We start from the raw sequence: 26,622 nt of genomic DNA on the forward strand, positions 1-26,622 counted from the left end.
GGTTGAACTATAATCTAGGGAGGAACGCGCCCCGCCGCAATTGCGACAGGACCGCGCGGGGCATCATACGGGTCACTCTTTGGCGATCACGCCTTTTGAAACGTCACCGGTCGTCGCAAAAACTGCGTCGCCCCGCGCGACACCTTGGCCGGGTCACCCGTGGTCAAGAACATCGACTCGGTGCCGGTGCCAATCATCTTTGGGTGGCGTTTGAGGTAATCCTCAAGGCTCGCGGCCACCAGATTGGCCTGAGAATAGACTTTCACCTCCGCGCCCAACGCATCTTGGAACGCGTCTTGCATGATCGGATAATGGGTACAGCCCAAAATCGCCGCGCCCGGATGCGGCATTTTGCGTTTGAGCGCGTCCACATGCGAGCGCACCAAAGCATCCGCCAGGATCATATCGCCGTCTTCAATCGCATCCACGACACCGCCACAGGCCTGCGCCTCGACATCCACGCCAATGGCGCGAAACGCCAATTCGCGCTGAAAAGCGCGTGAGGCCACGGTCGCGGGGGTGGCAAACAGCGCCACATGTTTGACCTCAACTTCGCGCGGCGGCGAATTGTCGCCCCATTGCCGTTCGGTCAGCGCTTCGATCAGCGGCACAAAGACGCCCAAAACACGCTTGTCCGAGGGAATCCAGCTTTCCTGCATCCGCCGCAACGCCGCCGCAGAGGCCGTGTTGCAGGCCAGAATCACCAAATCACAGCCCGCCGCCCAAAGCCGCTCCACCGCCGCCGTGGTCAGGTTGTAGACATCATCCGCGTCGCGCACGCCGTAAGGGGCGTGGGCATTGTCGCCAAAATACACAAAAGGCACGTCCGGCAACCGCTTGGACACTGCATCCAAAACCGTCAGACCACCCAACCCGCTGTCAAAAATACCCACTGCCATGTTCAATACCGGTCCTTTAGACCCTTGTTTAATATCGGTCTTTAAGACCCTTGCGGGGTTTGGCCCCGTGTTTGATTTCAAACTCATACCCCAAAGCCGGATTTGGCATCGGGGTTGAGGATAAGGCATAGGTCTCGGCGCGCAGAAAATCCATCAACTTTTTCGGGTCACCCTTAAATTGTGCCAATTTTTCCGGCCCGATCGGTGCTCCCACCGACACCCGCACGGGTGCGCCGATTTTGGCGCGAAATTCCCGGATCAAAAGCCCCATCCGCAGGGTCGTGTGCAGGTGGCTGGCCAATTGAAACAACCGCGAATTGGCCCCGTCAAAATAGAGCGGCACCACCGTCGCCCCAGATTTTGCCACCATCTTTGCCGTAAACGCCCGCCAGCCCGGGTCCATCGGTCGTCCCATCGGGCGCGCCGCCGTCGACACCGTGCCGCCCGGAAAAATCCCAATACACCCGCCTGCGTCCAAATAGGACAGCGCCTCTTTGCGCGTCGCCAGATTGAGCGCCACCGCCTCTTTCGTCTCCTCAAACGACACGGGCAGGATCATCCGATCAATGTCCTCGGCGCGTTTAAACACGCTATGGGCCAAAATCCGAAAATCACCGCGCACCACGGACAGGATATGCCCCAACATCAACCCGTCCAAAATGCCATAAGGATGATTGGCCACCACGATCAAAGGTCCGGTGGATGGAATCGCATCCAACGCACCGTTGATCACCTCAAGCTCCAACCCATAGCGTTCAACCATCACCGCCCAGAAATCGCGCCCTTCGGCGACATCAAGGCTATACCCCTTCGCCCGCCGGATCAGTGACAAGCGACCCGTTGCATTCTCCATCAACCGGATCAGAACCCGCCCCGTGCGCGTGCCCGCCGAACTGGCATAGGAAATATCGCGCGCCACCTGCCGCTCGCTCCATTTGGCCGTCTGCCATTTGGCCGTCGGACTGCGCCTCAGTTGCTCTTGCATGGCCCTACTGCCCCTCCCGTTCGCGGTCCACGACTATATCCCGTCCACACCCAAAGGCCAATCGGCACGAACCCGCCAATGTAATGCCTTAAAAATTTGCATTTCCTTCACTCGTCTCTGCCAATTTGCGTTAGCGCAATGCATTCCTCTTGCGGTCTGTGCGAAAAACGCGAATGAAACGCCCAAATGACCTCACATCCACATCATGTTAGCGTAGGATAGATGTGCGAGACTTAAATATGTGTGGTCTTTTAACAGGTGACGGGTATGGACTGGGACAAACTTAGAATTTTTCACGCCGTGGCAGACGCGGGATCGCTGACTCATGCGGGGGATACCCTGCATCTGAGCCAATCGGCCGTGTCGCGACAGATACGCTCGCTCGAAGAATCACTCGGCACCACCCTGTTTCACCGACATGCCCGTGGGCTGATCCTGACCGAACAGGGCGAGTTGCTGTTTGATGCCACCCGCTCCATGGCCAAACGTCTGGACGCCGCCGCCGCGCGTATTCGCGACAGCGAAGAAGAGGTTTACGGCGAATTGCGTGTCACCACCGCCACCGGCTTTGGCACGCTCTGGCTCGCGCCACGCCTCTCCAAACTCTATGCCAAATATCCCGAACTCAAAATCGACCTGATGCTTGAAGAACGCGTGTTGGACCTGCCGATGCGCGAGGCCGATGTGGCGATCCGCATGAAAGAGCCGTCTCAGGCCGATCTGATCCGCAAACGCCTGATGAACATCCGGATGCGTCTGTTTGCCACCAAGGAATATCTGGCCGAACACGGCACACCGCTCACCATGGACGACCTCTCCACGCATCGGTTGATCTGCCAAAACCCGAACGCCCCTCAAGTCGCCGCTGGCGCGCGGTTGGTCGAAGAGTTGAATGAACATGACATTCGCTCGAAACTCTTCGTGAACAACTATTTCGGCGTGCTTCAGGCCGTGCTCAACCATTTGGGCATCGGTGTTTTGCCCGATTACCTGGTCGAAAGCGCGCCGGATCTTGTGCGCGTGCTGCCCGATTTGGAAAGTGGCGAAGTGCCGGTGTTCCTCGCCTACCCCGAAGAATTGCGTCATTCCAAACGGATCGAAGTGTTTCGCGACTTCATCACCGAAGAGATCAGCGCCCATCGCAAAAACATGCGCGACGACGAGGGATCACACTGATCCGCATCTTTGACTTTTTGGTCAATGTTTTGCCGCAGTTACGCAAGCTATGCGCAATCAGCATATCGGCATTGCGTGAAATGTGATGAAAATACCTTGAACCGTTCACAAACCGCCCCTAAATGCATCAATGAAGCCGCCGAATGAGGCAACTCCTAGCGGCTTTACCTCCCTGTTGGACTTGGGCCGAGCTTTTGCTCGGCCTTTTTTTTGCCCCCCGCCTTTTTTGACCCCGACTTTTTGGGACCGCCGCCATGCTCTGTCTCTCGGAGTCTCTCGCGGATTTGACACATGCGCGCGCCCCCTCCAACATTTCCCCTCCAACACTCCCCCAATACTTCCCCTCAAAGCACCGCTCCGATGCCCCACAGCCCCGTTTAGCCCCTTCCCCATTGGCCCCACTTGCCCTAAGAGAACGCGGGAAAGACAGCTGCCGCCGAGGGACACACTATGACCGAGCCAATGATCACCGAGGACCTGATCGCCGCCCACGGGCTCAAGCCGGACGAATACGCACAAATTCTGCGTATTCTGAACCGCGCGCCGAGCTTTACCGAGCTTGGGATTTTCTCGGCGATGTGGAACGAACATTGTTCCTATAAATCCTCCAAAAAACATCTGCGCGGATTGCCCACAACCGGCCCGCAAGTGATCTGTGGCCCGGGCGAAAACGCCGGTGTCGTCGATATTGGCGATGGTCAGGCTGTGGTGTTCAAAATGGAAAGCCACAACCACCCCTCCTACATCGAACCCTACCAAGGGGCTGCGACCGGTGTGGGCGGCATTCTGCGCGATGTGTTCACCATGGGCGCGCGCCCGATTGCGGCGATGAACTCGCTCTCCTTTGGCGTCAAAGATCACAAGAAAACCAAACAGTTGGTTCACGGCGTCGTCGAAGGTGTCGGCGGCTATGGCAACTGTTTCGGCGTCCCCACCGTGGGCGGTGAAGTCCGCTTTCATGCCGCCTATAATGGCAACTGCCTTGTGAACGCTTTTGCCGCCGGTCTCGCCGATGCCGACAAAATCTTTTATTCTGCCGCCTCCGGCGTCGGTATGCCCGTGGTCTATCTGGGCGCCAAGACCGGCCGCGATGGCGTCGGCGGCGCGACCATGGCCTCAGCCGAATTTGACGACACGATCGAGGACAAACGCCCCACCGTTCAGGTCGGCGATCCGTTCACCGAAAAATGCCTGATGGAAGCCACGCTTGAGCTGATGGCCACGGGCGCTGTGATCTCGATCCAGGATATGGGCGCGGCGGGTCTGACCTGTTCTGCGGTTGAAATGGGTGACAAGGGACACCTTGGCATTCGTCTTGATCTCGAAAACGTGCCACAGCGCGAATCCAACATGACCGCTTACGAGATGATGCTTTCCGAATCCCAAGAGCGCATGTTGATGGTGCTCAAGCCTGAAAAAGAGGCCGAGGCCCGCGCGGTGTTTGAAAAATGGGACCTCGATTTCGCCATCGTCGGCGAAACCATTGCCGAAGACCGCTTTTTGATCATGCACAACGGCGAATGCAAAGGCGACTTGCCGCTCTCCACGCTGGCCTCCTCTGCCCCCGAATATGATCGCCCTTGGGTGCCGACCCCCGCCGCCGAACAGGTCGCGGATGTGCCACAGATCGACCCGATTGATGGTCTCAAGGGCCTGATTTCCTCGCCGAACTACGCGTCCAAAGCGTGGGTCTATGAACAATACGACACCCAGGTCATGGCCGACACCGTGCGCGCGCCGGGTCTTGGTGCGGGCGTGATCCGCGTCCATGGCACCGGCAAAATGCTGGCCTTCACCTCCGACGTGACCCCGCGCTACGTCAAGGCCAACCCGGTTGAGGGCGGCAAACAGGCGGTGGCCGAAGCCTATCGCAATCTGATCTCCGTCGGCGCGACGCCTTTGGCGACCACCGACAACCTCAACTTCGGCAACCCGGAAAAGCCCGAAATCATGGGCCAGTTTGTCGGCGCGCTCGATGGCATCGGTCAGGCCGTGTCGTTCCTCGACATGCCGATCGTGTCGGGCAACGTCTCGCTTTACAATGAAACCGACGGTGAGGGCATTCTGCCGACCCCGACCATCGGCGCTGTGGGCCTGATCGCCTCCGAAGAGGACCTCATCTCCGGTCTGGCACAAAATGGCGATGTGGCTGTTTTGATTGGCGAAACCAAGGGCCACCTTGGCCAATCCGCGCTTTTGGCCGAAGTCTTTCACCGCGAAGATGGCGATGCGCCACATGTCGATCTGGCAACGGAAAAGCGCAATGGCGAATTCCTGCGCGCCCATGGCAAGCTGATCCACGCGGTCACCGATCTCTCGGACGGTGGGCTGGCTTTGGCGGCGTTTGAACTGGCCGATGCGGCCGGTGTTGGCGTGCATCTGGACAGCGACGACACCGCCACGCTCTTTGGCGAAGACCAGGCGCGCTACCTCGTGGCCTGCACCTTTGATCAAGCCGAAGCCCTCATGGTCGCGGCGGGTCAGGCCGGGGTTGTCATCTCCACCGTTGGCAAATTCGGCGGTGACGCGGTCAGCATGGGCGCTGCCTCCGCGCCTCTCGCAGAGCTTTCCACGATCTATCGCAACAGCTTTGGCGAGATTTTCGGCTAAGCCTTATCGCTGTGTAAACGCATCGATCAGGCCCGCATCATCGCGGGCCTTTTTACGTCAAAGGACCTCGGATGGACCTGCCCGACCTCACCTCAGATTGCTCCAATTGCGCGGCGCTGTGCTGTGTTGGCCTGACGCTCGACAAAGGCGATCTCTTTGCCTTTGACAAACCGGCAGGCACCCCTTGCCCCAATCTCAAAGGTCACCTCTGTTCGGTGCATTCCACGCTCAATGACATCGGCAATCCTGGCTGTGTGCTTTATGACTGTGCCGGTGCCGGGCAACGGGTGACGCAGATGCGCTTTAACGGCGAAAGCTGGCGCGACGCCCCGGAACTTTTGCCAGCCATGATCCGTGATTTTGAACGGCTGCGCCCGCTGCACGAACGCATGACGCAACTTGTGGCCGCCAAAGACCTCGCCCTCCCGCCCGCGCTTGAAACAGAGCGCCTCGCACTTTTGACCCGCCTGTCGCGCGCCTGGTCCGACACGGACAAAATGGCGGCGGAGTTTGACGCCTTTATCGCGGCCCTGCGTCAAGGTGGCTTTGAGTGATCTCACCAAACCCGCTTGCAGCGCCGCGCCCGCGCCCTTACATTTGGCCCAACACCAAAGATCAAGGAGCGCCATTCATGGCCATCACTGCCACCGACATCGAACACCTGATCCGCGAGGCTTTTCCCGACGCCCATATCGTTGTGCAAGGCGATGACGGGCAACATTTCGCCGCCGAAGTGGTTGATGCATCGTTTGCGGGGATGAACCGGGTGCAGCAACAGCGCGCCGTCAATGCCGCGATCCGTGAAAAACTCGACAGCGGTGAATTGCACGCCCTCGCCTTGACCACCCGCGCCCCCGAATAAGTCCCTCACCCACATCCGTGCTGAGCGACAGCCGAAAGGACCATCCAATGACTGCCCAAGACACCATCCAAAAAACCGTGACCCATAATGACGTTGTGCTGTTTATGAAGGGCACGAAAATGATGCCGCAATGTGGCTTTTCGTCAAAAGTTGCGGGCATTCTCAATTTCATGGGTGTGGACTATGCCGATATCGACGTGCTGGCCGATGCCGATATTCGTCAAGGCATCAAAGAGTTTTCCGACTGGCCGACCATCCCGCAGCTTTACGTCAAAGGCGAATTTGTTGGCGGCTGTGACATCGTGATCGAAATGACGCTTTCGGGCGAGTTGGATCAAATGTTCGCGGACAAAGGCGTTGTTTTTGATCCGGAAAAAGCCGAACAAATCCGCGCGGCCAACGTCTAAGCTACAGCCGAAGCCACACTGAGCCATATAACTGGGCCATATAAATAAATAGAAAGGCGCGTCGGGGCCTCCCGCGCGCCTTTTTTATGCTGTTAAGGACTTTCGCACCCGCTCTATTCAGCCACGGTGCAAAAGGCAAAAAGCGTCACGGATTCGCCGTAGTTGGCGTCAAAGTAACTCAGTGTTGCCGTATCGCCCTTGGTCCACCACTCATAGCCAGAGCCCCCTGCAGCTTCTGCATAACGCGCTCCTGAGGCCGACACCGCCTGTGACAATGCGATCAACCGCCCTTCGGCGTGGATCACCGCCGCAGGGGCGGCATCTGTGCCTGTGTACACCGCATCAATGCCAACACCGCGTTCGCACACGTAGTGAAAAATCTCCGGCGCGGCGGCCATCTGCGGCATCGCATCCGTCTGTGCCATCGCTCCGCCCGCACAAAGCACAAGCCCCGTGAGCGAGATCAGATCCTTAAATCGCATCTTTGACGCCCAACCGCTCTTCAAACGCGGCGGCCATGCTTTCCGCCCGCGCCGCCATTTCGGCCAAAGTATCGGTCACCTCAATGGGCACCACAGGCACTTCAACCCGCTCGGGCGCCGGGGTGGGACGGGCGCGCATTTCTTCGATCAAGGCTTCTTGTGCCCCAAGTTTGGCTTCAAGCGCGCGCATCTGTTCTTCCAACCCTGCGGTTTTATCCGCCAACATCAAGCCCGCCATCAACAGCATCCGCTCGGCGGGCAAGCGCCCGATCTGGCTCGACAAAACCGAAGCCTCATTGTCCAAAAGCTGAGCTGCGGATTTGAGGAAATGCTCTTCGCCGCTTTGGCAAGCGACTTCAAATTCGCGTCCCCCGATGGAGATTTTCACTTCGGGCATATCACACCTCCTCGTTGGACAGGTCAGACGGCGCGGGCGCGTCGGTTGGCACGGCCCCATTGGCCACCCGCGCCATCACCGCGCGCAGCTCGGTCAGGATCGCGTCCATTTCGGTCACATCCGCCTCCCGCGCCACTTTGAGCGCCTCAAGTTCAATGCGCATCCCGGCGTCAATCAGCGCCGCATCGCCCAGCCCTTGCGCATTGGCGGCCCGAAGCCCCGCGTTGTTTTCGCGCAATTGCGTGTTCATCAGCCGCAGTTTTTGCATCTCGCGGTCATGGTCCATCAATTGCCGGCGCAGCGTCTCGACCTCCTCTTCGAGGGCTGCCACATGATGTTCTTGCCGATCATGGATCGCCCGCACCCGCTCTTCGAGCTGGTTGTTGGCGACTTTTTCCGCCTCCAACGCATCGGTCAACCGCCCAAGTTCCGCCTCCATCTCTTCAGAAGCGATTCCCCCCGTCGTCGCCTCGGCACGCTCCTCGGCCACAGCCACAGCCCGCCCAATGCGTTCCAGCGCCGCGGTGATCCGGGCTTCGAATTCAGAAATATCATTCATCGCCGTTCACTCACACTTTGACTTTCTTTGTCTCTGCTCTGTTTGGTCCAAGTGACAGGCTGGACCTTTCTCCGCCCCGCTTTGGTGCCAAAACCAGAAACTTCCTTTGGCATCAAAGGCGAAGCGCACGGGCCTCATCCTATCGCACTTGATTCGAGAGCCTAGCGCATGGGGCAGGCTTTACCAATATGTCTGACCAAGTTAGCCCCAAACACAGGCGAAAAGGGGCAGATGTCCCGCTCAAACGCCCGCGCCGCCTTGCACTTTGCTGTCACATCGTTATCACGAAACCGGAAAAGCCAAGGAATGCGGGGCTTACGCGCGCGACTTGGTTGTTTTGGGAGAGCAAGGAGATCCGCTTATGGACATCGCAACCCTGCGCGAGGCGCACCCCGACCATTGGATGCGCGCCACCGCCATCCGCACGTTGACCCTCGATGCCGTTGCCGCCGCCAATTCCGGTCACTCCGGGATGCCGATGGGCATGGCCGATGTCGCCACTGTTTTGTTTGGCAAACACCTGAAATTCGATGCCTCCGCCCCGACATGGCCGGACCGGGACCGGTTCATCTTGTCTGCGGGCCACGGGTCGATGTTGGTCTATTCCCTGCTCTATCTCACCGGCTACAAAGAGATGCCGCTGGAGGAGATCAAAAACTTCCGTCAGATGGGCGCAAAAACCGCCGGTCACCCGGAAAACTTCCTGCTTGAGGGCGTTGAGACCACCACCGGCCCACTGGGTCAGGGCATTTCCAATGCTGTCGGCTTTGCCATGGCCGAAGAAGCCCTGCGCGCACGCTTTGGGTCAAAACTTCAGAACCATTACACCTATTGCATGGCCGGTGACGGTTGTTTGATGGAAGGCGTGAGCCAAGAGGCCATCGCACTGGCAGGTCGCCAGAAACTTGGCAAGCTCATCGTCTTTTGGGACAACAACAGCATCACCATCGACGGCCCCGTCGATCTGTCCGATCGCACCGATCAGGTGATGCGCTTCAAGGCGGCTGGCTGGCATGTTCAGTCCATTGACGGCCATGACCCGGAACAAATCGACGCCGCCCTCGAAGCCGCGAAAAAGTCCAAAAAACCGTCGATGATTGCCTGCAAAACCCACATCGCTTTGGGTCACGCCGCACAAGACACCTCCAAAGGTCACGGGGCTTTGACCAATGCCGATCAGTTGGCTGCCGCCAAGGCCGCTTACGGCGTCACTTGGGGTCCGTTCGAAGTGGCCGCCGATGTGAAAGCCGAATGGGAAGCCATTGGTGCACGCGGTCACGAAGATCACGCCGCATGGAAAGCCCGTTTTGACGAGCAATCCGAACGCCGTCAGATCGAATTCAACCGGGTGTTCGCAGGCGAGGTGCCGAAAAAGCTCTCTGCCACGATCAAGGCGTTCAAAAAACAAATCTCCGACTCGCAACCAAGCCTTGCCACCCGCGCCTCCTCGCAAAAGGTGCTTGAGGTGATCAACCCGATCATGCCGGAAACCATCGGCGGCTCGGCCGATCTCACCGGCTCCAACAACACGCTGACGGCAGATATGGGCGTGTTTGACGAGGCCAATCGCAAAGGCCGCTATGTCTATTACGGCATCCGCGAACACGGCATGGCCGCCGCGATGAACGGTATGGCGCTGCATGGTGGTATCCGTCCTTATGGTGGCACCTTCTTCTGTTTCACCGACTACGCCCGCCCGGCGATGCGCCTGTCGGCGTTGATGCAGATCCCGGTGACCTATGTGATGACCCATGATTCCATCGGCCTTGGCGAAGACGGTCCGACCCACCAGCCGGTCGAACATCTCGCCATCTGCCGCGCCACGCCGAACACTTTGACCATCCGTCCCTGTGACACGGTCGAGACCGCGGAAGCCTGGGAAATCGCGCTGACCTCGCAGAAGACACCGTCTGTCTTGGTGCTGACCCGTCAAAACCTGCCAACGCAACGTGTCGAGCATAAAACCTCCAATCTCGTGGCCAAAGGCGCCTATGTGCTGGCCGAAGCGGAAGGCAAACGGGATGCGATCCTCATCGCCACCGGCTCTGAGGTCGAGATCGCCATGGAGGCGCGCAAAATCCTGCAAGAGAACGGCATCGGCACTCGTGTGGTGTCCATGCCCTGTATGGAACTGTTTGCCGAGCAAGACGAAGCCTACCGCCGCAAGGTCCTGCCCGCTGGTCCGGTGCGCGTCGGCGTTGAGGCGGCTGTGCGCGATGGCGGTTGGGATCGTTGGCTTTTGGGCGAACGTGGCCGCGAAGCGAAACAGGCCTTCGTGGGCATGACCCGCTTTGGCGCGTCCGCACCCGCCGAGGAGCTTTACGCCAAATTCGGCCTCAGCGCGGAAAATGTCGTGGCTCAGGTCAAAGCACTGTTGGGCTAAACCGCCCCACATCAAGATCACAAAAGCCCGCGCCACATGCGCGGGCTTTTTTATGGTCTGACGCCTCTGTGAATTGACGTTTTGGCGCACAGTGATGTTCATACGCCCATGCATATCCTCGCCCTGTCCGGCAGCAATCGCCGCGCCTCCACCAACACCTCCCTGCTCAAAGCCCTCTCAGCCGTTGCGCCTGAGGGCATGGAGATCACCATATGTGACGGGCTGGGGCAGTTGCCGATCTTTTCGCCTGATCTTGAGGGGCCTGATCGCCCCAAAGCCGTGTCGGATTTCATCGCCCGGATCAAAGCCGCCGACGGGGTGATCATCGCCAGCCCCGAATATGTTCGCGCCCTGCCCGGCGGATTGAAAAACGCTCTGGATTGGTTGGTCTCCGGCGAAGAATTGATCGGCAAACCCATCGCTTTGGCCCATGCCTCCCATCGTGGCGATGACATGCTGACCGATCTGAGGCGGGTGCTCTCGACCCTGTCCACCGGCTTTGCGGCGGATATTTTTCTGCGCGTCCCCGTGATGAAATCATCGCCTGAGGACATTCATGCGCTGGTGACCCACCCAGACACAGCCCAAGACGCCCGCGCCTTTTTGATCCGCTTTTCCGAGTGGGCACATAGCCTCGCCCCCACCCGTTAACCACGCCATCGCCAAATCATCGCCAAATCATCGCCAAATCACTGTGCAGTGTTTGCGCTAACCCTTATGTTTTCGCTAACATGTTGGCGCTAAAGACTTTTCCTATGCAGCATACGCCCGTATACCACGCTCAACATCCTGCCGGTCTGCGAACCGCGATCCCTGCCACGCGCCGCATGTGACACGACACGAGAGACCGCACGGAACCGCACAGACGGCGGGCAATGCCCCGCCAACAGAGAGCTCGGGAGACGCAAGAATGACCATCAGACTTGGGATCAACGGTTTTGGCCGCATCGGTCGCTGCACCTTGGCACATATCGCCGAGGCCGGCCTCAATGAGGTTGAAGTGGTGAAAATCAACGCCACCGGCCCGATCGAAACCAACGCGCATTTGCTCAAATACGATTCTGTCCATGGTCGCTTTGGTGGCACCGTGCGCGTTGAGGGCGACACGATGGATCTGGGCCACGGCCCGATCAAAGTCATGTCCACCTACGATCCGCAGGAACTCGATTGGGAGGGCGTTGACGTCGTGCTCGAATGCACCGGCAAATTCAACGACGGCCTGAAATCCGCCGTTCACCTTGAGCGCGGCGCGCGCAAAGTGTTGATCTCGGCGCCTGCGACCAACGTGGCGCGCACCGTGGTTTTCGGAGTGAACCACCGTGATATTTTGGCGGAAGACCGGATCATTTCCAACGGGTCTTGCACCACCAACTGCCTCGCGCCCTTGGCCAAAGTGTTGAACGACGCCATCGGCATTGAAAGCGGGATCATGACCACGATCCATAGCTACACCGGCGATCAATCCACCCATGACCGTCGCCACAAAGACCTCTACCGGGCACGCGCGGCCAGCATGGCGCTGATCCCGACCTCGACCGGGGCCGCCAAGGCGCTGGGTCTGGTCCTGCCGGAACTTGCGGGCAAATTGGACGGCACCTCGATCCGCGTGCCGACACCGAACGTCTCCGCTGTCGATCTGACCTTCCAGGCCAGCAAAGACGTCACCGTTGCGGATGTGAACGAAGTCGTGCGCCAAGCCGCCGCCGGTCACATGGGCGCGGTGCTGGGCTATGACCCGGAGCCGAAAGTGTCGATCGACTTCAACCACACCACCGAATCCTCGATCTTCGCCCCGGATCAGACCAAAGTCGTCGGTCGCACCGTGCGGGTTCTGGCCTGGTATGACAACGAATGGGGCTTTTCGGCGCGTATGGCCGATGTCGCCGCTGCGATGGGCCGCCTGCACTAAGTGCTTGGGGCCGATTAATCCAAAGTTTTGGGGTCCGGCATGGCTTTGCCGGGCCTTTTTTTGTTTTTTTGATCTGAACCCTTTTTTTCTTTACCTCTCTGACGCATTGTTCGGTCAAAGAAACAGTTAGCGCTACACATGACCAACCAAATTGCCGTCGGGCTCGCCATTGTGATTTTGATCGCGCTCGGTCTTGATTTTGGGCTGAACGGAGGGCACGCCTCTCTTTTCCTGACCCGTAAGTTTCTTGAATTGCTGCAATTGGTCGCCTTTTGGCGATGAAAGTCGCATTCCGGTTGACCTTTTCGCTCGGATCGCGATGTTAGCGATAACAGCGAATGACTCACGAATTTCTCCATGGCGGGATTTGCCACAGCGCACCATCATGGATCCCATCTGAGAGGGCCCTCTCCCATCGCCCTCTTTCCTGCCAAAGCGTCATAGGAGGTGCTGATATGGCCGTAAAAGTTGCAATCAACGGATTTGGACGAATTGGGCGTAATATCTTGCGCGCGATCATTGAGTCGGGGCGTACCGACATCGAAGTGGTCGCGATCAACGATTTGGGCCCGGTCGAAACCAACGCTCACCTGCTCCAATACGACTCGGTGCATGGCCGTTTCCCGGTGGAAGTCACCTTCACCGAAGACTCCATTGACGTCGGCCGTGGCCCGATCAAAGTGACCGCCATCCGCAATCCGGCGGATTTGCCTTGGTCGCACATCGACATCGTGCTCGAATGCACCGGCATCTTCACCTCGAAAGAAAAATGCCAGGCGCATCTCGAAAACGGCTCCTCGCGCGTGCTGATTTCCGCGCCGGGCACCGATGCTGACAAAACCATCGTTTACGGCGTGAACCATGACCAACTGAGTGCCGATGACATTATCGTCTCCAACGCCTCTTGCACCACCAACTGCCTCGCGCCGGTGGTCAAAGTGCTCAACGACAATATCGGTATCATCAAGGGCTTTATGACCACCATCCACTCCTACACCGGCGATCAGCCGACGTTGGATACGATGCACAAAGACCTCTACCGCGCCCGTGCCGCCGCTTTGTCGATGATCCCGACCTCGACCGGGGCTGCCAAAGCCGTGGGTCTGGTTTTGCCGGAACTCAATGGGAAACTCGATGGCGTTGCCATCCGCGTGCCGACCCCGAACGTCTCTGTCGTCGATCTGACCTTTGAAGCCGCGCGCGACACCACGGTCGAAGAGATCAACGCGTTGATCCGCACCGCTGCAGACGGCCCGCTCAAAGGCATCCTTGGCTACACGGATCGCAAACTGGTGTCCACGGATTTCAACCATGATCCGCACAGCTCGACCTTCCATTGCGATCAGACCAAAGTCATGGAGGGCACCATGGTGCGTATTCTGACGTGGTATGACAACGAATGGGGCTTTTCGAACCGTATGGCAGACACAGCCGTCGCTATGGGTAAGTTCCTTTAAGCCAACGAAACCACAGCTATCCCGCGCGAACGGGAGGTGGGCGCTCCGAGCCTTTGGGTTCGGGGCGCTTTTTTCCGCTTTACCGCCAAATCAGAGCCACCCCCTCTTGTGTTCTAATGTCCTGCGGCTATTTCAAAACAAACCCTCCAAACGCGCGTGCCCATGTTCAATTTCTCCACCCTCCTGAGCGAATTCATCACCCTGTGGGTCGTCATTGATCCCATCGGCACCCTGCCCGTGTTCATCGGCGCAACCGCCAGCCTGGAGCCTCGATTGGCCCGCATGGTTGCGGCGCGCGCGGTGTTGACGGCCTTTCTCATCCTGTTGCTCTTCATCCTGTTTGGTCAGGTGATTTTGGACGCTTTGGGCCTTGGCCTACCCTCATTCCAAATCGCTGGCGGGCTGGTGCTTTTCCTCTTTGCGCTCACCATGATCTTTGGCGATGGCAAACCCTCGCATGAGGTCGCACAGGTCGAAAAACCGCTCTCCGACCAACAGGTGCAGGCCCGCCGCGTGGCCGTTTTTCCACTGGCGATGCCCTCCATCGCCTCCCCCGGTGCAATGCTGGCCGTGGTCATGCTCACCGACAATGATCGGTTTTCCATGGCGCATCAGGCCATGACCGCCTCGATCATGACCGTTGTCCTGTTGATCACTCTGCTGATCCTTCTGGCCGCCGCCCCCATCCTCAAGGTGCTGCGCGAAACCGGCGCGGCTGTGGTCAGCCGGGTGATGGGAATGATTTTGGCGGCTGTTGCGGTGGACACCGTTCTCAAAGGCTTTGTGGCCATTGGCGTCATCCCAAGTTTCTGAGCACCCTCAAAAGCCATGCAGTTTCACATTGACCCATGCGCAAATCGCATGACGACTTTGGCGAACCGGCATTGGTGTTAGCGCTAATTCAGGCGCATATAGGGGGCAGAAATTCATCATAGCCCAGAAAGGATCGGCACCATGAAACTTCTCGCCAACCTGAAAAACGCCGCTCAAAAACGGGCCGCTTATCGTCGTACACTGGCCGAATTGGACGCCCTGCCGCAAAAGGTCAAAACTGATCTCGCCATGGACCATGGCCGCGCCTGCGACCTTGCCCGCCAAGCCATTTACGGCTGAGCGCCCCAACAGTTTCTCATGAAAAAGCCCCACGGGTTCTCCCGGCGGGGCTTTTATCATCTCGGGCTTTTATCATCTCGCAGGGCCGCCTTTCGACGGCAGAACTGGTCACCTCTTGAATTTTGCCAAAAGCCGGTCTGCCACATCGGGGGCCACGAATTTGGAAATATCGCCGTCCAGACGCGCAATCTCTTTGACCAGTTTCGATGCAATCGCCTGATGTTTGGCATCCGCCATCAAAAATACGGTCTCGATATTGCTATCAAGGGCGCGGTTCATGCCAACCATTTGATATTCATACTCAAAGTCTGCCACGGCTCGCAGACCTCGGATGATGATCGACGCGTTCACATCGCGGGCGCATTGGATCAACAGGTTTTCAAACGGATGCACCACAATCTCACAGCCGGTCTCATTGGCAATACGGCTTGTGTACTGTTTCAGCATCTCCACCCGCTCTTCGAGCGTGAACAACGGCCCTTTGTCGCGGTTGATTGCCACGCCAATGACCAAACGATCGACCAAAGCACAGGCCCGGCGAATAATATCGCCGTGGCCGTGGGTCACAGGGTCAAATGTGCCGGGATAGAGTCCGATGCGCATGGGGGTCCTCCTCTTTCTGCGGTGCACGCAACTATATTGCGGGTGCAAAATCAAGGGGATTGGGGCGCGAACGCCCCGTCACCCCGTCATAATCACACCAAACCGCGATGAGAGGGCTCAATGCCCCATGATCATCCCTTCAAGAGCGTTGTTTTCCATCGCCAATTCATCAAGACGCGCCTTCACCACATCGCCAATCGAGACGATGCCGATCATCTTATCGCCTTCCATCACCGGCATGTGGCGAAACCGGCCCTGGCTCATCCGCTCAAGCACGGCAAGCGCAGTATCGGTCGGCTCACAGCTCACCAGTTTGCGGGTCATGAAATCACTGACATGATGCCCAAGACTCTCGCCGCCGGTCTTGCCCAATTCGCGCACAATATCGCGCTCGGACAGGATGCCTTCGGGGCGCTCAGGGTCTGTGGCCACAATCACCGCACCGATTTTGCGCACCGACAAAAGAGCGGCCGCATCGCCCACGGTCATATCCGGGCGGATCGTGATGGCTTCGCCAATGACTTTCGATTTCAGAATTTGTCCTACAAGCATAGGCCCTCCCTTATGTGTTTGAGTTCAATCGACTCCCTGCCCTCAGCGTCCACTGAGCGGGCCATATCTGTCAAGTCTCGGCTTCAAGACTTTCAACCACAGCGCGCATGTCCACCGCCAACATATCGGCAAAACGCGACAGCCGCTCGACCTTGCGATCATCGGCATGGCGGACCAAATAAAACGCCCGTTTAAGGCGGATTTGATCGGGCAAAAGCCGTGTCAAACGCGGCACATAGGGCAGGCAAAAATCATGCACGACCCCCAATCCAAGTCCGGCGCGGATCATGTTCAGCTGAACCGAAACCGAATTTGACGTATAATCGACCTTTGAAACCCCGATTTCCTCAAGATAATCGAGTTCCTTGTCGAAAATCAGATCGGGCACATAGCCGACCATCTTATGGGTCGACAGATCCTCTAGCCCGCTCACCTCGCCATGTTGGCGCATGTACCATTTCATCCCGGCAAGCGAGAGGTGATAGTCGGTGATCTTCTGCACCAAAAGCCGCCCGGAGGTCGGCGCAGAGACGCTGACCACAAAATCGACTTCGCGTTTGGACAGGTTGAAAAGGCGGGGCTGGGCCACGATTTGCACCTCAAGGTCCGGGTGCGCCTCTGCGATTCGCGCAATCACACGCGGCAACACATAATTGGCACAGCCATCCGGCGCACCGACCCGGATCACGCCCTTCAGGCCCCGGTCTCCCTCGCCACTCATATCTTCGGCCCCAAAGGCCACCGCCTGTTCCGCCGCCTCCGCATGGCTCAACAACCGTGCGCCGTCGCGGGTCAGATCATAGCCTTGGGGCGATTTGGCAAACAGCGCCACACCAAGCCCGTCTTCCAGCCGCGCAATCCGCCGCCCGACCGTCGCCGGATCAATTTTCAACTGACGCCCTGCCCCCGACAGGCTTTCGGTGCGCGCCACCGCCAAAAACACCTTTAAATCGTCCCAATTCATGCTCATAGGCGTGTCTCCCCCCTGATGTGAGTTGTCGAACCTCGTGACCTGTACTGGATACCAGCGCGCCGATGTCTCACCGCGCGCCTTTTGCAATACTGCAAAACGTTTTTGAAATCTTCCCTCTTTTTAACTCATTTTCGCAAGGCTACCGTGGTGCAAATGAAAAGGAGACCCCCATGCAAGAGCTGCAACATTACATCAACGGTGCCTTGGTCGCCGGAACCTCTGGTCGGTTTTCCGATGTGCTGAACCCCTCCACCGGCGACGTGATCGCGCGCGTGCCGCTGGCCAGCCCCGCCGAGCTTGACGCAGCGGTGCAAAAAGCCGCTGTGGCGCAACAGGCTTGGGCCAAGGTCAACCCGCAGCGCCGCGCGCGGGTGATGATGCGCTTTGGTCAGTTGATCAACGACAACATGGACAAGCTGGCCGAATGCCTGTCGCGCGAGCATGGCAAGACCCTCCCCGATGCCAAAGGCGACGTGCAACGCGGGCTTGAGGTGGTTGAGGTCTGCATGGGCGCGCCTGCGATGCTCAAGGGCGAATATACCGGCGACGCGGGTCCCGGCATCGACCTTTATGCCATGCGTCAACCGCTGGGTGTGGTCGCAGGCATCACGCCGTTCAACTTCCCGGCGATGATCCCGCTGTGGAAAATGGCCCCGGCGATTTCGGCGGGCAACGCGATGATCCTCAAACCCTCTGAACGCACGCCAATGACCTCTTTGATGCTGGCCGAGCTGTTCACCGAGGCGGGGCTGCCCGAGGGCGTGTTGCAGGTTGTCCATGGCGACAAAGAGGTCGTGGACGCCATTTTGGACCATGACACCATTCAGGCCGTGGGCTTTGTCGGCTCCACCCCGATCGCGCAATATATCTATGGCCGCGCCGCAACCAATGGCAAACGCGCACAGTGTTTTGGCGGTGCGAAAAACCACATGATCATCATGCCGGACGCCGATCTGGACATGGCCGCCGATGCGCTGGTCGGTGCGGGCTATGGTGCCGCTGGCGAACGCTGCATGGCGATTTCCGTGGCCGTGCCGGTGGGCAAAGAGACCGCAGATCGTTTGATCGCCAAACTGATCCCCAAAATCGAAGCGCTCAAAGTCGGGCCCTACACCGCGGGCGCGGATGTCGATTTCGGTCCGCTGATCACCGCCGCGTCGAAAACCCGCGTCGAGGGCCTGATTGCCTCCGGTGTCGAACAGGGCGCAAAGCTTTTGGTCGATGGTCGTGGCCTGAGCATTCAAGGCTATGAAAACGGCTTTTTCACCGGGGCCTCGCTATTTGACGATGTGACCCCCGACATGGACATCTACAAAGAGGAAATCTTTGGTCCCGTGCTCTCCACCGTGCGGATGGACAGCTATGAAGAGGCGCTGCAACTGATCATCGCCAATGATTATGGCAATGGCACCGCGATCTACACCGCCGATGGTGACACGGCGCGCGATTTTGCCGCGCGCGTCAATGTCGGCATGGTCGGCATCAACTTCCCGATCCCGGTGCCGCTGTCCTATTATTCCTTTGGCGGCTGGAAAAAATCCTCCTTTGGCGATTTGAACCAATACGGACCCGATGCGTTCAAATTCTACACCAAAACCAAAACCGTCACGGCGCGCTGGTTCTCCGGCATCAAAGACGGGGCGGCTTTGAACTTCAAAGCGATGGACTAAAGCCTCTTCAAACCGAACCAATTTAAACGGGAAATCTTCGGATTTCCCGTTTTTTTTGCACATATCGAACAGTCTTCGTTTTCACGCGGATCAAACCCGCGCCGTGCCGCTTGTGAGTTTGTCACAGACAGAGCGGCGAAAACCGCCTATGGTTAAATCAGTGTCATAAATGGAGAGTCCCATGCTCAAAAAGAACATCGGTCAGATCGACCGCATTTTGCGGATCGTCGTCGGCGCGGCCCTTATCCTCGGCTTTTTCATGAATCCGGATGCGTCGATGCGCTGGCTGTACCTGCTCGGGATCATCCCGCTGGCCACGGGCCTGATGTCGAGCTGCCCGCTCTATTCTCTCTTTGGGTTCTCGACCTGCCCGATGAAGAAGTAAGGCGTTACGCCGCTTCTGACAGATTTCTCAATGCGGCGGGGTTGACCAAAGTCACTTCGCCGCGCGCGGTTTCAACCCAGCCCCGGCGTTGAAATTCCTGCAACTGACGCGAAATGACTTCGCGCGCAGTGCCCAATTCGGCGGCCAGTTGCGCATGGGTGGCTTTCAACCGGCCCGCCCCTTTCGACAATTCCAACAGCTTTTGCGCCAAACGAATATCGACCTTTTGAAAGGCGATTTCTTCGATCACATGAAACAGATCGGTGATCCGGCGCGAATAGGCGGAAAAGACAAAGGTGCGAAAACTTTGCGATTTCGCCACCAGATCGTCAAACACCCGGCGCGGAATGGCCACGGCTTCCACCTCGGTTTCGGCGATGCCTTCAGCGGAATAATCCTCATAGGCCAGGAGGCACGCCGTGGTCAAAACACAGCTTTCGCCCGCATGGACCCGGTAGAGCACAATCTCGCGCCCGCCTTCGGTGGTTTGTTGCACCCGCACCGTACCTTCAAGCAACAACAACAGGTTTTCGGGGCTTTTGCCCGGCCCAAACAACACCGTACCCAGCGGCAAATGGACGATCTGCGATTGCGCCACAAGCCGCTCTCGCACGCGCGGCTCAAGGGATGATAACCCCGCAAATCGGTCGATCCAGTCCATAGGCCTCATCCCTTTGGTTCAGAGGCTACATCTAGAAGCTTGTGGCCTCTTCGACAATCTCTGTCAGCAAATCTTCGACCGCTTGCATCGGGCCATCGGGATAATCGTGAAATCCGATGGTGACTTTGCCGGCTTGGTCGGCGACATAGATGGAATAGGGGCAATAGACGATATTGGCCGGATCGGCCTCCATCACCTGACGCGACACCACGGCAGAGCAGAACAAAAACACGTCAGCGGCATCGAACAGCACGACGTCAGAGCCAACATCCGCGCGGGTGCGCTCCAACATTTCGCCGGTGTGCGAGCGATAGTCGATGACCAGACCTTTCGAGACAATGGCATCTTCAATCGCAAAGGTCGCGTCCTCAAATGTGCCGTCATAGTCAAAGGTGATGGCCTGATCTTCCGCGAAAGCCGGGGATGCGCAAATGAGACCGACCGCAATTGCCTTTATCATTGTTTTCATGTGATTTTCCTCCCTTTGATCTCAGTCTACCACAGAAAAAGGGCGACCCATAGGCCGCCCTTTCCGATGCGCGTCGCTTACTGCGACACCGATTTGAGATATTCGATCACTGCGGCGATTTCGCTGTCTTTTTTCAGCCCCGCAAAGGTCATTTTGGTCTTGGAATAGACGCTCTTGGGTTTGGCCAGGAATTCCGCCAGATGCGCCTCATCCCAAACCGCTCCAGCCTCATTCGCGCCCAACATATCGTTGGAATATTTGAACCCATCGACATGCGCGACTTTGGCCATGAACACGCCGTTGAGAATGGGACCGGTCTTGTTTTTCGCGCCCTCGCCGGTCTGGTGACAGGCTTTGCATTTTTTAAAGACCGTTTCGCCCTTGGCCGCGAGATCGGCGTCAAAGGCCGCGGTCACGACCTCGGCGGGGGCCTCAACCGGGGCCTCAACCGGCGCTTCTTCTGCCACGGCGACCTCGACAGGCGCGGCCTCGGGCGCAGGCTCGGCGGCCGCCTGATCCGTGCCCGCCTCATCGGGGGTCACGTCCAAAACAGTCGCCCGTTTGGTGATCTCAACGCTGTCTTTGCAATTCTCGTAACAGGCGTTTTCCTCGGTAAAGATCGTGTATTCACTCGAAGGACGATCATCGATGATGAACCCGTCGGCATTGGGCATGTCGACATCGAGGAAGTTCTCGTTGGACAGCACAAAATCATCCTCAACGATGTAGTTCGAATAGAGGATATAGGCGGTGATCGCGTAGACATCATCATCCGACATGGTCTGCGCATTGCCAAAGGGCATGGAGCGGCGGACGTAGTCATAGACGGTCGAGAGATACGGCCAATAGGAACCGACGGTTTTAAGCGGATCTTTGTCCGCCAAAGTGCCGTCGCCGCCCGCAAGTTTCGGCCAATTGTCCACACCCTCGGCAAACTCGCCGTGACACACCGCGCAGTTTTCCGAAAAGATCATTTCGCCATCTTCAACCGAGCCGGACCCGACAGGAAGCCCATCGCCATTGGGCGAAATATCAAGGTTCCATGCGGTGATTTCTTCGGGCAAAGCCGGACGGCCCAGACCGAAGCCCTCGGCAAAAGCCGGGATGGAAAACGTGGCGGCCAGCGCCGTCGCCGTCATGAGTTTAGGAAGAAACTTCGACATTCTCTGCCTCCCCGTTGGCTTTGACATGCCATGTCTGAATACAGTTGTTGTGATAGACCGAGTTCTCGCCCCGCACCTCGCGAAGCTGCGCTTTGGTCGGTTGAACATAGCCGGTGTCGTCATGCGCGCGGCTTTGCAGCAACATCTCCGAGCCGTCCCAATCGGTATCGAGATAAAAGCGGGTGAGCGCCATTTTCTCGCCGGGCTTGGCCAAACGCGCCTTTTCCCAGGTCTTGCCACCGTCTTTCGACACATCGACGCCGGTGATGGCGCCGCGCCCGGACCACGCCAGACCGGTGATCACCAAAGGCCCGGTGCCATGGGTGATCGGGCTTTGCGGGCTGGGCGAGGTGACGACGGATTTCGCATCCATCACCCATGTCCATTTGCGCGAGGTGCCATCCGCCAGAGTGTCCGTGTATTTCGAGGTCTCTTCGCGACCTTCCACGGCCTGCGCCGTCACTTCGATCCGACGCAGCCATTTGACCCACATGTTGCCTTCCCAACCGGGCACAACCAAGCGCACCGGATAGCCATGCTCCATGCGCAGCGCTTCACCATTGGCCTTAAACGCCACCATGACATCATCAAGCGCCTTTTCCATCGGAATGGAGCGCCCGTTTGACGACGCATCCGCGCCCTCGACATAGACCCATTTGTCCGACAAATCGCCAGCGGCAGACAGCCCGGCCTCTTCGAGCAACGTGCGCAGGGAGACACCGGAATATTCCATGTTATGGATCATGCCATGGGTGAATTGCGCGCCGTTCAATTGCGCCCCCGCCCATTCCATCCCGGTGTTGGCCGCGCATTCCAAGAAAAACGTACGGTTTTCGCGTGGGAAACGCTCCAGATCGGCATAGGTGAAGACCAGCGGCTGATCGACCAAACCATTGATCATCAAACGATAATCTTCTTTCTTCACTTCAATCGCACCGGAGTGATGGCGCTCAAAGGCACAGCCCTGCGGCGTGATGGTTCCGTCAAGCGCATGGATCGGCGTGAAGTTGATCGAGGAAATCGGATCGGCGGTGAGCCATGGCACATTGCGCCGGATCACATCGCCTTCGTATTTGATCGGCAGACCATAAGGCGTTTCATCAACGCCCGCGCCGGTGGTCATGGCCCAGTCCTGTTTTTCAGTGATCAACGGATCGGGCGTGCCTTGTGCGGCGGCTGACCCTGCGGCCAAACCGACCCCCGTTGCCGCAGCTCCGCGCAAAAACGCGCGGCGCGAGGGGCTTATGTCCTTTTGGGTGTCACTCATGGTGCGTGCTCCCTTTTGAGATTGTGACGTTTCCGCCCGGCCACTGTGCAGCCCGGGCGACATGTTCAAATGCGATCAGGCGCCAATGACCTGAACCGAGGTGTTCGGTTGCAAGGTGATCGTGCCCTGTTTGCGGATGTGATCTTCGACCACGTCCCAAATCTGCGGCCCTTCGGTGGCCTCATTGACCGAGGCCCAGCCGGCAACGACGTAGTTTTTCGCCGGGTCGAGCTTTTCGCCGGTTTTCAACAGCGTCAGCTCGGAAATCCGTTCGCCCTGTGGTTTGGTGATGTCGATGCGGTAGCCAAGGCCACCCATCCGCACCATATCGCCGCCCTGCTGGTAATAGGGATCGGGGTTAAAGATGTTGTCGGCCACGTCTTCCATGATCGTACGGATGAACTCGCCGGTCATCTCGGAGCGGTACGCTTTGCCATAGGTCATCGAGGTGGCGTTCCAAATGTCTTCGCGGGTGATGTCATCGCCCGGAAGCAGCGAGGGCCCCCAACGTACGCCCGGGCTCATGGCAATATCCGCCTCGCGCTCAGAGATCAGCGCATCACAGATCAGGTCATCCCATGTGCCGTTAAAATTGCCGCGACGGTACAAAAGGCTGTCGGTCTGGCCGATCACCTCGGACATATCGGCCTCATAGGGCGCGCGTTGTTCGTCGATCAGCGCCGCGACCTCTTTGTCCGGCTCGATCACATCCGAGAAGATCGGGATCAATTTGTGCCGGAATCCCATCATCCGGCCATCGCGCACGTCCAGATCGACACGGGAGACGAATTTGCCGTTTGACCCGGAGGCAATCAGGATCGTTTCTCCGACCAGCACAGGTTCGGGCAGCGCGTCATGGGTGTGGCCCGTCAGGATCACGTCAATACCGCTGACCAGACCCGCCATCTTTTTATCAACGTCAAACCCGTTGTGCGACAAGAGCACGACCAGCTCCGCGCCCATGGCTTTGACCTCGTCCACCACTTGCTGCATCCGTTCGGTGCGAATGCCGAAAGAGTATTCCGGGAACATCCAACCGGGGTTGGCGATCGGCATATAGGGAAAGGCCTGACCGATCACGGCAATCTTCACGCCACCGCGTTCAAAGAACTGATAAGGCGCGAAATCCTCGCTTGGTTCGTCCCATTCGGCGTCGAAAATATTGGCGCCGAGCGCGGCAAAGGGCAAATCGCCAACAATCTCGCGCACCCGCTCCGAACCCAGCGTGAATTCCCAATGGAAGGTCATCGCATCGGGTTTGAGCGCGTTCATCACATTGACCATGTCCTGGCCTTCGGTGTGATAACAGGTGTAGGAGCCGTGCCATGTGTCGCCACCATCCAAGAGCAACGCATCAGGACGCGCTGCGCGGATCGCGTTGATCACCGTGGCCATACGGTCCAGCCCGCCGACCTTGCCATAGGCCTGACCCAGCGCCGAGAAATCACCCGCCGAGAGCGCATAATGCGAGGGCGAGTTTTCTTCGATCCCGTAAAGTTTGCGGAAATCGGCGCCGGTGACATGGGGCACAGCCCCTTTGTTGCCGCCCACCCCGATGTTGATCGAGGGTTCGCGGAAATAGATCGGCTTGAGCTGGGCATGAATGTCGGTGACGTGGATCAGGGAGACATTGCCAAAGGTGTCAAAGTCCAAAAGCTGATCTTGGGTCAGCGCCTGTTGCGCCGCCAAACGGGACCAATTGCCAAAACCCGAGGCACCCACCAAAGCGGAGGCGGCCATGGAGACCTGAAGGAAGTCACGACGAGAGATCATGCGTGTTGCTCCGTTGCATTTTTGCCAAAACCGGCGCATTTGCGGCCAAGTTTCATGCGTAAAATTGAATATATTGAGGAAAACAAAGCCCCGCACAGCACAGCCGGCGGGGCATTGTCAGATCAGTTGCGGACAGACGGACCTTCGACCGACAGGCCGTTGCCACGCGACGCAACATAAAGCTCAAGCGCCAAAAATTCGGGCGAACCCGGCGCGAAAGTCTCGGCGCGGGTGTCGCGGATACAGCCTTTGAAACGGCCTTGTGCACCGGTCAGCTTGTTGTCCTTGATCCGGTACACCGGGAACCCATTGGTTTGACCCTGCGACAGGTGATCGGCGCGGATCATGTTGCCGTAGTTCTGTTCGTGGCAATTGGCACAGGACAGATCAAGTTGGCCAAAGCGTGTGTAATACATCTCTTTGCCCTGCTCCCATGTCGACTGGGCCGGACCATCAATGGCGACATTCATCGGCGTTCCGCGGGCCACAGAGGCCAGAATGGCTTCGAAATTCAGCATTTTCTTGCTGTCGTATTTCTCAGCTTCCGCGCCCATCCGCTCGGTCAGACAGTCATTGATCTGCATCTGAATGCTGTAAACCGCCTCTTTGGCGTCATTCCATTTCGGATAGGTCGGACGCACAGAGGCAAGGCTCTCCACACCATTGTGACAATCGACGCAGGCTTTGCCCTCCGTCCCCATCACGGTTTCGAATTGGGAAAGACCCTCTTCGGCCCCCAACATGCCGGGGTTGTCGAAATCGTCCATTTCCATCGCCTGAGTGTCATCAGAACGGAAGCGCCACCCCGACATGATTTCGGTGAGGTGGCCATCAAGATGCGCGGGTGCCGTCGTCTTGGTGACGATCTCAATCTCGCCGTTGATCACCAATTCGGCATCCTCATCGGCGAATGCGGGGGCCGCAACAGCAAAAGCGGTCAGGACCGCAGCCGTGCAGAGCTTGGTGGTGAGCGTATTTTTAATGTTCATGCGTTTCTCTCCTCCCTGGGTGTGCCCTATGCGCCCCGATCGTCCGGGGCGCATAGGCTGACCTTGGTCAACCGATTGCGATCGGTTTCACGTCTTCGTAGACGGAGCCATCGTCATCGTACCAGGTGAATTTAAATTCACCTGCTTCGGGGACCTGCGCATCGAATTCGAAATACGGGTTGGTGGAAATCGCCGGTTCCATGGTCACGTCGATCACCGACTGACCGTTGAACTCACAGGTAAAGCGATTGATGATCGAGCGCGGGATGATGTTGCCATCACCGTCTTTGCGCTGACCCGATTCCATCGGATGCGAAATCAGGGTTTTGATCGTGATCACCTCGCCAGCAGCAGCCGACTTGGGGACCTTCACGCGGGGTTTGACACCAGATGCCATTGTTTTTGTCTCCTAGAATAAGTCGATTTAGCCGCCGCAGCCGCCGATGGTCACTTTCACGGTCGACGCCGCTTTGATAAAGGAGCCGTCCGCCAGTTTGGCGATGGCCACCACATCCTGCGTGCCAGCAAGACGAATGCGGGTCGAGGCGGATTGCGATCCGGCCAGCGGGCCGAAGTTGAACGTGGCCACGCCCGGAGTCGGGTTGCCCGTGGCAAACACCGCAATGGCGACTGCGCCCGGCGCGTTGACCGAGACCGGCACAGTGTTGCCGTTTTCGGCGATTTCCGGCGCGGTCAGGGTGATGTCCCCGCTGCCTGCCTCTGCACCACCGGTAAAGGTGGCCATTTCATCCTCGGCTGCGGCCGTGGCGCGCCAGGGCAAAAATGCCGCAGCCGTCGCACCAAGGCCAAGAGCCAGAGCGTCACGTCGTGTGAGATTCATGGTTTGCTCCTCATAAATTCAGGGGGCCGAAAAGGCG

General features: G+C 58.1%; 30 protein-coding genes. 14 read left to right on the plus strand and 16 right to left on the minus strand.

Features of this window, described 5'->3' with window-relative positions; translation table 11 throughout:
- Positions 1-86: 86 nt before the first annotated feature.
- Both BLT54_RS02530 and BLT54_RS02535 read right to left on the minus strand, forming a co-directional pair.
- Complete coding sequence (locus tag BLT54_RS02530; protein WP_074640708.1) at positions 87-899, minus strand: glutamate racemase; 813 nt, start codon at positions 897-899, stop codon at positions 87-89.
- A 28-nt stretch (positions 900-927) separates the two neighbouring features.
- Positions 928-1,884, minus strand: a complete 957-nt coding sequence (locus tag BLT54_RS02535) for a lysophospholipid acyltransferase family protein (RefSeq protein WP_074640711.1) — start codon at positions 1,882-1,884, stop codon at positions 928-930.
- Positions 1,885-2,151: 267 nt separating this feature from the next.
- On the opposite strand from BLT54_RS02535, the gene BLT54_RS02540 reads away from it, so the two are divergent.
- From BLT54_RS02540 to grxD, 5 genes are all read left to right on the plus strand, one after another.
- Positions 2,152-3,060, plus strand: coding sequence for a LysR family transcriptional regulator (locus BLT54_RS02540; protein ID WP_074640713.1), 909 nt, complete (start codon positions 2,152-2,154; stop codon positions 3,058-3,060).
- A gap of 450 nt (positions 3,061-3,510) precedes the next feature.
- On the plus strand, positions 3,511-5,670 hold the full coding sequence (gene purL, locus BLT54_RS02545) for a phosphoribosylformylglycinamidine synthase subunit PurL (protein WP_074640716.1): 2,160 nt from the start codon (positions 3,511-3,513) through the stop codon (positions 5,668-5,670).
- A gap of 71 nt (positions 5,671-5,741) precedes the next feature.
- A complete protein-coding gene (locus BLT54_RS02550; RefSeq protein WP_074640719.1) occupies positions 5,742-6,224 on the plus strand; it encodes a hypothetical protein in 483 nt (160 codons plus the stop codon).
- A 77-nt stretch (positions 6,225-6,301) separates the two neighbouring features.
- Positions 6,302-6,532 (plus strand): BolA family protein, encoded by a 231-nt coding sequence (locus BLT54_RS02555; RefSeq protein ID WP_074641462.1) that lies wholly within the window; start codon positions 6,302-6,304, stop codon positions 6,530-6,532.
- A gap of 47 nt (positions 6,533-6,579) precedes the next feature.
- Positions 6,580-6,939, plus strand: a complete 360-nt coding sequence (gene grxD / locus BLT54_RS02560; RefSeq protein WP_074640721.1) for a Grx4 family monothiol glutaredoxin — start codon at positions 6,580-6,582, stop codon at positions 6,937-6,939.
- 113 nt (positions 6,940-7,052) lie between these two features.
- On the opposite strand, the gene BLT54_RS02565 is transcribed toward grxD, so the two are convergent.
- The 3 genes from BLT54_RS02565 to BLT54_RS02575 are packed head-to-tail and all read right to left on the minus strand — an operon-like array spanning position 7,053 to position 8,377.
- Positions 7,053-7,421: an MliC family protein gene (locus BLT54_RS02565; RefSeq protein ID WP_083351653.1), complete on the minus strand. Its 369-nt coding sequence runs from the start codon at positions 7,419-7,421 to the stop codon at positions 7,053-7,055.
- Positions 7,411-7,818 (minus strand): cell division protein ZapA, encoded by a 408-nt coding sequence (locus BLT54_RS02570; protein WP_074640723.1) that lies wholly within the window; start codon positions 7,816-7,818, stop codon positions 7,411-7,413. The genes BLT54_RS02565 and BLT54_RS02570 overlap by 11 nt, the downstream gene beginning before the upstream one ends.
- 1 nt (position 7,819) lies before the next feature.
- Entirely contained in the window at positions 7,820-8,377 is a 558-nt protein-coding gene (locus BLT54_RS02575; RefSeq protein ID WP_074640726.1) for a hypothetical protein, read from the minus strand.
- A gap of 361 nt (positions 8,378-8,738) precedes the next feature.
- Here BLT54_RS02575 and tkt point away from each other — a divergent pair, with 361 nt between their 5' ends.
- From tkt to BLT54_RS22480, 7 genes are all read left to right on the plus strand, one after another.
- On the plus strand, positions 8,739-10,760 hold the full coding sequence (gene tkt, locus BLT54_RS02580; RefSeq protein WP_074640728.1) for a transketolase: 2,022 nt from the start codon (positions 8,739-8,741) through the stop codon (positions 10,758-10,760).
- Between the two features lie 108 nt (positions 10,761-10,868).
- Positions 10,869-11,411: an NADPH-dependent FMN reductase gene (locus BLT54_RS02585; RefSeq protein ID WP_074640730.1), complete on the plus strand. Its 543-nt coding sequence runs from the start codon at positions 10,869-10,871 to the stop codon at positions 11,409-11,411.
- A gap of 259 nt (positions 11,412-11,670) precedes the next feature.
- The gene (gene gap, locus BLT54_RS02590) at positions 11,671-12,669 is read left to right on the plus strand and encodes a type I glyceraldehyde-3-phosphate dehydrogenase (RefSeq protein ID WP_009571519.1); all 999 of its coding nucleotides are present in this window, start codon (positions 11,671-11,673) and stop codon (positions 12,667-12,669) included.
- Positions 12,670-12,807: 138 nt separating this feature from the next.
- Positions 12,808-12,951 carry a hypothetical protein gene (locus BLT54_RS22475; protein ID WP_176832809.1) on the plus strand — a complete coding sequence of 48 codons (144 nt, stop codon included), beginning with the start codon at positions 12,808-12,810 and terminating at the stop codon, positions 12,949-12,951.
- A 173-nt stretch (positions 12,952-13,124) separates the two neighbouring features.
- Positions 13,125-14,126, plus strand: coding sequence for a type I glyceraldehyde-3-phosphate dehydrogenase (gene gap, locus BLT54_RS02595; RefSeq protein ID WP_074640733.1), 1,002 nt, complete (start codon positions 13,125-13,127; stop codon positions 14,124-14,126).
- 162 nt (positions 14,127-14,288) lie between these two features.
- On the plus strand, positions 14,289-14,939 hold the full coding sequence (locus BLT54_RS02600; protein WP_074640735.1) for a MarC family protein: 651 nt from the start codon (positions 14,289-14,291) through the stop codon (positions 14,937-14,939).
- 141 nt (positions 14,940-15,080) lie between these two features.
- A complete protein-coding gene (locus BLT54_RS22480; protein WP_176832810.1) occupies positions 15,081-15,239 on the plus strand; it encodes a hypothetical protein in 159 nt (52 codons plus the stop codon).
- Positions 15,240-15,347: 108 nt separating this feature from the next.
- Here the strand turns inward: BLT54_RS22480 and coaD are convergent, their stop codons facing one another.
- From coaD to BLT54_RS02615, 3 genes are all read right to left on the minus strand, one after another.
- Entirely contained in the window at positions 15,348-15,842 is a 495-nt protein-coding gene (coaD, locus tag BLT54_RS02605; protein ID WP_074640738.1) for a pantetheine-phosphate adenylyltransferase, read from the minus strand.
- Positions 15,843-15,959: 117 nt separating this feature from the next.
- Positions 15,960-16,394 carry a CBS domain-containing protein gene (locus BLT54_RS02610; protein ID WP_074640740.1) on the minus strand — a complete coding sequence of 145 codons (435 nt, stop codon included), beginning with the start codon at positions 16,392-16,394 and terminating at the stop codon, positions 15,960-15,962.
- A gap of 70 nt (positions 16,395-16,464) precedes the next feature.
- Positions 16,465-17,358, minus strand: a complete 894-nt coding sequence (locus BLT54_RS02615) for a LysR family transcriptional regulator (protein ID WP_074641467.1) — start codon at positions 17,356-17,358, stop codon at positions 16,465-16,467.
- A gap of 179 nt (positions 17,359-17,537) precedes the next feature.
- On the opposite strand from BLT54_RS02615, the gene BLT54_RS02620 reads away from it, so the two are divergent.
- Positions 17,538-19,037 carry a CoA-acylating methylmalonate-semialdehyde dehydrogenase gene (locus tag BLT54_RS02620; protein ID WP_074640743.1) on the plus strand — a complete coding sequence of 500 codons (1,500 nt, stop codon included), beginning with the start codon at positions 17,538-17,540 and terminating at the stop codon, positions 19,035-19,037.
- 181 nt (positions 19,038-19,218) lie between these two features.
- Positions 19,219-19,422 carry a YgaP family membrane protein gene (locus BLT54_RS02625; RefSeq protein ID WP_074640745.1) on the plus strand — a complete coding sequence of 68 codons (204 nt, stop codon included), beginning with the start codon at positions 19,219-19,221 and terminating at the stop codon, positions 19,420-19,422.
- A 4-nt stretch (positions 19,423-19,426) separates the two neighbouring features.
- On the opposite strand, the gene BLT54_RS02630 is transcribed toward BLT54_RS02625, so the two are convergent.
- The 8 genes from BLT54_RS02630 to soxY form a co-directional block, all read right to left on the minus strand.
- Positions 19,427-20,083 (minus strand): Crp/Fnr family transcriptional regulator, encoded by a 657-nt coding sequence (locus BLT54_RS02630; RefSeq protein WP_083351654.1) that lies wholly within the window; start codon positions 20,081-20,083, stop codon positions 19,427-19,429.
- Positions 20,084-20,114: 31 nt separating this feature from the next.
- Complete coding sequence (locus BLT54_RS02635; RefSeq protein WP_074640750.1) at positions 20,115-20,552, minus strand: DUF302 domain-containing protein; 438 nt, start codon at positions 20,550-20,552, stop codon at positions 20,115-20,117.
- A gap of 77 nt (positions 20,553-20,629) precedes the next feature.
- A complete protein-coding gene (locus tag BLT54_RS02640; RefSeq protein ID WP_074640752.1) occupies positions 20,630-21,715 on the minus strand; it encodes a c-type cytochrome in 1,086 nt (361 codons plus the stop codon).
- Positions 21,696-22,982, minus strand: a complete 1,287-nt coding sequence (gene soxC, locus BLT54_RS02645; protein ID WP_074640754.1) for a sulfite dehydrogenase — start codon at positions 22,980-22,982, stop codon at positions 21,696-21,698. Before soxC ends, BLT54_RS02640 begins: the two co-directional genes overlap by 20 nt.
- 75 nt (positions 22,983-23,057) lie before the next feature.
- Positions 23,058-24,755: a thiosulfohydrolase SoxB gene (soxB, locus tag BLT54_RS02650; protein ID WP_074640756.1), complete on the minus strand. Its 1,698-nt coding sequence runs from the start codon at positions 24,753-24,755 to the stop codon at positions 23,058-23,060.
- A 122-nt stretch (positions 24,756-24,877) separates the two neighbouring features.
- Positions 24,878-25,744, minus strand: a complete 867-nt coding sequence (gene soxA, locus BLT54_RS02655) for a sulfur oxidation c-type cytochrome SoxA (RefSeq protein WP_074640758.1) — start codon at positions 25,742-25,744, stop codon at positions 24,878-24,880.
- A gap of 67 nt (positions 25,745-25,811) precedes the next feature.
- Positions 25,812-26,141 (minus strand): thiosulfate oxidation carrier complex protein SoxZ, encoded by a 330-nt coding sequence (gene soxZ / locus BLT54_RS02660; RefSeq protein ID WP_009571533.1) that lies wholly within the window; start codon positions 26,139-26,141, stop codon positions 25,812-25,814.
- A 27-nt stretch (positions 26,142-26,168) separates the two neighbouring features.
- Entirely contained in the window at positions 26,169-26,585 is a 417-nt protein-coding gene (gene soxY / locus BLT54_RS02665) for a thiosulfate oxidation carrier protein SoxY (protein WP_009571534.1), read from the minus strand.
- Between the last annotated feature and the right edge of the window lie 37 nt (positions 26,586-26,622).

It is taken from the genome of Celeribacter baekdonensis (assembly GCF_900102315.1).
GTDB lineage: Bacteria > Pseudomonadota > Alphaproteobacteria > Rhodobacterales > Rhodobacteraceae > Celeribacter > Celeribacter baekdonensis.

Excerpts from the sequence above, each read along its gene's own strand:
- BLT54_RS02530 (WP_074640708.1), bottom strand. The coding sequence starts at position 899 with ATGGCAGTGGGTATTTTTGACAGCGGGTTGGGTGGTCTGACGGTTTTG.
- BLT54_RS02535 (WP_074640711.1), bottom strand. The coding sequence starts at position 1,884 with ATGCAAGAGCAACTGAGGCGCAGTCCGACGGCCAAATGGCAGACGGCC.
- BLT54_RS02540 (WP_074640713.1), top strand. The coding sequence starts at position 2,152 with ATGGACTGGGACAAACTTAGAATTTTTCACGCCGTGGCAGACGCGGGA.
- purL (WP_074640716.1), top strand. The coding sequence starts at position 3,511 with ATGACCGAGCCAATGATCACCGAGGACCTGATCGCCGCCCACGGGCTC.
- BLT54_RS02550 (WP_074640719.1), top strand. The coding sequence starts at position 5,742 with ATGGACCTGCCCGACCTCACCTCAGATTGCTCCAATTGCGCGGCGCTG.
- BLT54_RS02555 (WP_074641462.1), top strand. The coding sequence starts at position 6,302 with ATGGCCATCACTGCCACCGACATCGAACACCTGATCCGCGAGGCTTTT.
- grxD (WP_074640721.1), top strand. The coding sequence starts at position 6,580 with ATGACTGCCCAAGACACCATCCAAAAAACCGTGACCCATAATGACGTT.
- BLT54_RS02565 (WP_083351653.1), bottom strand. The coding sequence starts at position 7,421 with ATGCGATTTAAGGATCTGATCTCGCTCACGGGGCTTGTGCTTTGTGCG.
- BLT54_RS02570 (WP_074640723.1), bottom strand. The coding sequence starts at position 7,818 with ATGCCCGAAGTGAAAATCTCCATCGGGGGACGCGAATTTGAAGTCGCT.
- BLT54_RS02575 (WP_074640726.1), bottom strand. The coding sequence starts at position 8,377 with ATGAATGATATTTCTGAATTCGAAGCCCGGATCACCGCGGCGCTGGAA.
- tkt (WP_074640728.1), top strand. The coding sequence starts at position 8,739 with ATGGACATCGCAACCCTGCGCGAGGCGCACCCCGACCATTGGATGCGC.
- BLT54_RS02585 (WP_074640730.1), top strand. The coding sequence starts at position 10,869 with ATGCATATCCTCGCCCTGTCCGGCAGCAATCGCCGCGCCTCCACCAAC.
- gap (WP_009571519.1), top strand. The coding sequence starts at position 11,671 with ATGACCATCAGACTTGGGATCAACGGTTTTGGCCGCATCGGTCGCTGC.
- BLT54_RS22475 (WP_176832809.1), top strand. The coding sequence starts at position 12,808 with ATGACCAACCAAATTGCCGTCGGGCTCGCCATTGTGATTTTGATCGCG.
- gap (WP_074640733.1), top strand. The coding sequence starts at position 13,125 with ATGGCCGTAAAAGTTGCAATCAACGGATTTGGACGAATTGGGCGTAAT.
- BLT54_RS02600 (WP_074640735.1), top strand. The coding sequence starts at position 14,289 with ATGTTCAATTTCTCCACCCTCCTGAGCGAATTCATCACCCTGTGGGTC.
- BLT54_RS22480 (WP_176832810.1), top strand. The coding sequence starts at position 15,081 with ATGAAACTTCTCGCCAACCTGAAAAACGCCGCTCAAAAACGGGCCGCT.
- coaD (WP_074640738.1), bottom strand. The coding sequence starts at position 15,842 with ATGCGCATCGGACTCTATCCCGGCACATTTGACCCTGTGACCCACGGC.
- BLT54_RS02610 (WP_074640740.1), bottom strand. The coding sequence starts at position 16,394 with ATGCTTGTAGGACAAATTCTGAAATCGAAAGTCATTGGCGAAGCCATC.
- BLT54_RS02615 (WP_074641467.1), bottom strand. The coding sequence starts at position 17,358 with ATGAATTGGGACGATTTAAAGGTGTTTTTGGCGGTGGCGCGCACCGAA.
- BLT54_RS02620 (WP_074640743.1), top strand. The coding sequence starts at position 17,538 with ATGCAAGAGCTGCAACATTACATCAACGGTGCCTTGGTCGCCGGAACC.
- BLT54_RS02625 (WP_074640745.1), top strand. The coding sequence starts at position 19,219 with ATGCTCAAAAAGAACATCGGTCAGATCGACCGCATTTTGCGGATCGTC.
- BLT54_RS02630 (WP_083351654.1), bottom strand. The coding sequence starts at position 20,083 with ATGGACTGGATCGACCGATTTGCGGGGTTATCATCCCTTGAGCCGCGC.
- BLT54_RS02635 (WP_074640750.1), bottom strand. The coding sequence starts at position 20,552 with ATGAAAACAATGATAAAGGCAATTGCGGTCGGTCTCATTTGCGCATCC.
- BLT54_RS02640 (WP_074640752.1), bottom strand. The coding sequence starts at position 21,715 with ATGTCGAAGTTTCTTCCTAAACTCATGACGGCGACGGCGCTGGCCGCC.
- soxC (WP_074640754.1), bottom strand. The coding sequence starts at position 22,982 with ATGAGTGACACCCAAAAGGACATAAGCCCCTCGCGCCGCGCGTTTTTG.
- soxB (WP_074640756.1), bottom strand. The coding sequence starts at position 24,755 with ATGATCTCTCGTCGTGACTTCCTTCAGGTCTCCATGGCCGCCTCCGCT.
- soxA (WP_074640758.1), bottom strand. The coding sequence starts at position 25,744 with ATGAACATTAAAAATACGCTCACCACCAAGCTCTGCACGGCTGCGGTC.
- soxZ (WP_009571533.1), bottom strand. The coding sequence starts at position 26,141 with ATGGCATCTGGTGTCAAACCCCGCGTGAAGGTCCCCAAGTCGGCTGCT.
- soxY (WP_009571534.1), bottom strand. The coding sequence starts at position 26,585 with ATGAATCTCACACGACGTGACGCTCTGGCTCTTGGCCTTGGTGCGACG.